The sequence below is a fragment of the Parafrankia soli genome (assembly GCF_001854695.1).
In the GTDB taxonomy this organism is placed as follows: Bacteria; Actinomycetota; Actinomycetes; order Frankiales; family Frankiaceae; genus Parafrankia; species Parafrankia soli.
In genome coordinates this window covers 1-3418 of sequence record NZ_MAXA01000096.1, presented here as the reverse complement: position 1 = coordinate 3418, position 3418 = coordinate 1, and the positions used below count along the sequence as shown (strand labels likewise).

General features: G+C 68.0%; 5 protein-coding genes and 2 pseudogenes. 1 reads left to right on the top strand and 6 read right to left on the bottom strand.

Going from position 1 to position 3418, the window contains the following annotated elements:
* The 6 genes and pseudogenes from BBK14_RS42755 to BBK14_RS35005 form a co-directional block, all read right to left on the bottom strand.
* A pseudogene (locus BBK14_RS42755) lies at positions 1–143 on the bottom strand (transposase); the annotation flags it as partial.
* Positions 144–427: 284 nt separating this feature from the next.
* A pseudogene (locus BBK14_RS09755) lies at positions 428–901 on the bottom strand (helix-turn-helix domain-containing protein); the annotation flags it as partial.
* A 91-nt stretch (positions 902–992) separates the two neighbouring features.
* Positions 993–1592 carry a PIN domain-containing protein gene (locus BBK14_RS09750; RefSeq protein ID WP_071061218.1) on the bottom strand — a complete coding sequence of 200 codons (600 nt, stop codon included), beginning with the start codon at positions 1590–1592 and terminating at the stop codon, positions 993–995.
* A gap of 4 nt (positions 1593–1596) precedes the next feature.
* A complete protein-coding gene (locus BBK14_RS09745; RefSeq protein WP_071061216.1) occupies positions 1597–2121 on the bottom strand; it encodes a helix-turn-helix domain-containing protein in 525 nt (174 codons plus the stop codon).
* 160 nt (positions 2122–2281) lie between these two features.
* Complete coding sequence (locus BBK14_RS09740; protein ID WP_071061213.1) at positions 2282–2635, bottom strand: hypothetical protein; 354 nt, start codon at positions 2633–2635, stop codon at positions 2282–2284.
* 9 nt (positions 2636–2644) lie between these two features.
* Positions 2645–2842, bottom strand: a complete 198-nt coding sequence (locus tag BBK14_RS35005; RefSeq protein WP_083390830.1) for a hypothetical protein — start codon at positions 2840–2842, stop codon at positions 2645–2647.
* Between the two features lie 267 nt (positions 2843–3109).
* Between BBK14_RS35005 and BBK14_RS09735 the strand changes: the two genes are divergently transcribed.
* A partial coding sequence (locus BBK14_RS09735; protein WP_083390829.1) for a hypothetical protein occupies positions 3110–3418 on the top strand: 309 nt, incomplete at its 3' end.

Sequence of the window (3418 nt, the reverse complement as noted above, 5' to 3'; positions counted from 1 at the left end):
AACCCCTCGTCATCGAGCCCCAAGCCCAGCGCGTACTTCCAGTCGATCCGCAGCCGGACCGCGTCCACCGCCGCCCGATCAGTCAGGTTCTCCGCCATCTGCAGCACCGTGATCAGCGCCAGCCGGCCCGGCGACCAGCCCGAACGGCCCCGCACCCCGAACGCCTCGACGAACTGCTCATCCGCGAACAGCTCACCCAACTGGTCGCGCGCCGCTACCGCCAGTGGTGCCTTCCGACGGGCATACATCACCCGGACCGCGTTCACGATCTCCGCCGCCGGCTCCGGCCACGACCGAGGATGCACCGACACCACACACCCCATCCCGCAGCCGGACGAAAAGAGGAGGAAGACGGCCGCACACGGCATGATCCAGCCGCGACACGCTCCCGACGACGACCCCACCCGGCGTGTCGGCTCAATTAACCAGCAGGGTCCACACCCAACCCAAACCTCAGGGTCTTCAGGACCCGGCGGATCGTGGAGGCGCTCACCTTGTGGCCGAGTGTGAGGATCTCGCCCTGGATCCGCTGGTAGCCCCACATCGTGTTCTCGGTCGCGAGCCGCTTGATCAGCGTGGCGATCTCCGGGCTGATCGGTGGTCGTCCGGTCCGGTGCGGGTGGGTCCATCTCCGTGTGATCAGGCGGCGGTGCCACCGCGGGACGGTCCCCGGGGTGACCAGCCGGTGGACTCGCAGCGTCTTGGGCAGGAGTCGGATCAGGGCGGCGAGGACCGCCCGGTCCGCCCAGTCCCACCGGGGCTTGGGCTGGGTACGGCGCAGCACCGTGACCTCATGCCGCAGCACCAGCAATTCCACGTCCTTGGCGGCCGACGAGCGGCCGAGTAGAACCAGCCAGCCACAGACCCGCACGAAGATCAGGTACAGCAGGCGCACGGACATAGCTGACCATCATGCGGCCGGCCCCGCGCCGGCGCATCGCCCCAGGTCACAGACTCAAGCCGACTTCTGGCACCCCACACGGCGCACGTCACTACGGAGCCGGTGTTGCCGCCTGACCGAGTGCAACGAGAAGGCGTTCGCCGAATGCTGGGGCGCCGTGGGCATGCAGGTAGGTAGCGATGTCATAGGCGGTCAGCGTGGGGCCGGATCTGCCGGTCCTGGCGGCGATGGCACGAACGGCCTTGACGACGAGGTCTGGGTGGAGGTCGAGTTCGTCGAGGAGGAAGTCGTCGAGGGATTGGCGGGTCAGGGGCGCGGGCAGCGCAGTGGGTGGAAAGTCCGCGAGGTTGTCGGTCACGATCACGTCGGCTCGGCCGGCCAGGGCGGCGGCGACCACGTGTCGGTCGTCGGGGTCAGGGAGTTCGATGGTCGGCACGAGCCGTTCCCAGCCGGCCACGGGCGTGTCGGGGAAGGCGGTCTTCATCTGCCGGAAGAGGCGGGTGAGGTAGGCGTCGGTTTCTTCTGATGAGATTCCGCGCTTGCCGAGCAGTGTACGCAGGGTCCGTTCGAGCTCGTTCAGGATCTCGCTCGACCAGAGCGGCCGGTAGGCACCTGTGCTGGCGATCTCAAGCAGCACGTCGCGGGCCCTGCTGGGCACGAGGACGCAGGTGTCGAGCAGCGCGGCGAACATCTGGTCAGCCTTCGGCCTTCTTGCGGGCGGCTTTCAGCGCCGTCCGGGTCTCGTCGGGGCTGCCGTCGTAGAGGCCGAGACGCTCGGTGTCGGCGACCATGTCAGCGAAGGCGAGATCGGCGGCGTGGCGTTGGCGTCGGCGGTACTCGAGGAGGTCGCCGAGGCGGACCTTGCGGTGGCGGCTGGGCTTCTCGAACGGGATGGCGCCACTCTCCAGAAGCCGAACCAGGGTGGTGCGGGAGATACGGAGCAGATCCGCGGCTTCCTGGGTGGACATCGTCAGATGGTGCGGAGCCACCGTGACGGCCAGGCCCGCCTTCATCGCCGCGGCGACCTGCAGAAGGACGTTGAACATCGGCTCGGGAAGCTCGACGCTGTGTCCGTCCGGGCCGGTGAGCCGAGGCCGCGGGTCGGCGGCCCGCCGGCCGCGGTCGCGAAGCGCGGCCAGGAAGTCAATGATCTCACCGGTGTCCTCGTCTGGCAGGTACGTCTCGTCGTGGAGCGGTTCGGGTCGGGTGGGCGAGGTCATGAACGGCCTCCAAGACGATCGGAGCGATCGACATGCTCGTTTCGCTCGATTCTACGCCGGCCGCTTGCTGGTAGCCATCCCCAGACGGACACCGCGCCCATCCCCAGCTCGAACGGGGCACCCGACGTCCGCACACCATCGGATCAGTGCGCCGGGACGCTCAGGCCCGGAGCCCAAGCACGGGTGCATAGTCGCGGCGGCGGCTTGGTTGGGTGAGGATCTCGACGCTGTCGGTGGCCTGGTCGATCGCGCCGGGGAGATGGCCGAGCGGGCCGTCGGAACGGTGTCCGAGCCGGGTGAGGAGGGCCCGCAGCTGCGGATCGCTGATCGCATCGGTCAGCGCACGGGTGAGGCGTTCAGCGCCGAGCACCTGAATGTCTCGGAAATGAAAGCGGCGCGGCGCAGGGTCGACAGGCTCAGCCAGACCAAGCCGGTTCGTGGCAGCGGCGAGATCACTGGCCGCGGCGCCCAGCGCCGCTTCAGCGAAGATCAGGTAGAGCAGGCGTACGGACATAGCTGACCATCATGCCGGCTGCACCGTCGCATCACCCCAGCTCATGGGCCCAGGCCGACTTCTGGCACCCCACAGGGTACGGCGCAGCACCGCGACCTCATGCCGCAACACCAGCAACTCGATGTCCTTCGACGCCGACGAACGACCGACGAGAACCAGCCAGCCACACACCCGAACGAAGATCGGATAGAGCAGGCGTACGGACACAACTGACCATCATGCCGTCTGCCGCACGGTCACATCACCCCAGCTCACGGGCCCAAGCCGACTTCTGGCACCCCACATGCTGGTGGAACACTCCGACCTGGAGCAGTTCGTCACCGCGCTGCTGTTCCACATCGACCTGCCCACCCTATCTGTCAGGATGAGTTGAGACGGGGGTTATCCATCAACTAGTGACCCAGGGCGGGTTGGGAGCGGGAGATCGTGACTGCGGCGGTGACAGCCGGGCGTGGCCTGGCGGATGATGTTCGGGTGGACGGGCGTGAGAACGGTGGCCGGCGGCCGGACCCGGAGGTCGAGCCGAAGGCGCGGCGGCGGTCGTTCACGGCGGCGTACAAGCTGCGGATCCTGACCGAGTACGAGGCGGCGACGTCGCCGGGTGCGAAAGGCGCGATCCTGCGCCGGGAGAACCTGTACTCGGCGCATATCGTGGAGTGGCGTAAGGCCCGTGAGGCGGGGGCGTTGTCGGGCCTGTCGAAACCGAAGGGCCGTCCGCCGGTCGATGAGCGGGACCGGGAGCTGGAGAAGCTACGGGCGGAGAAGGACCGGTTGGAAAAGGAG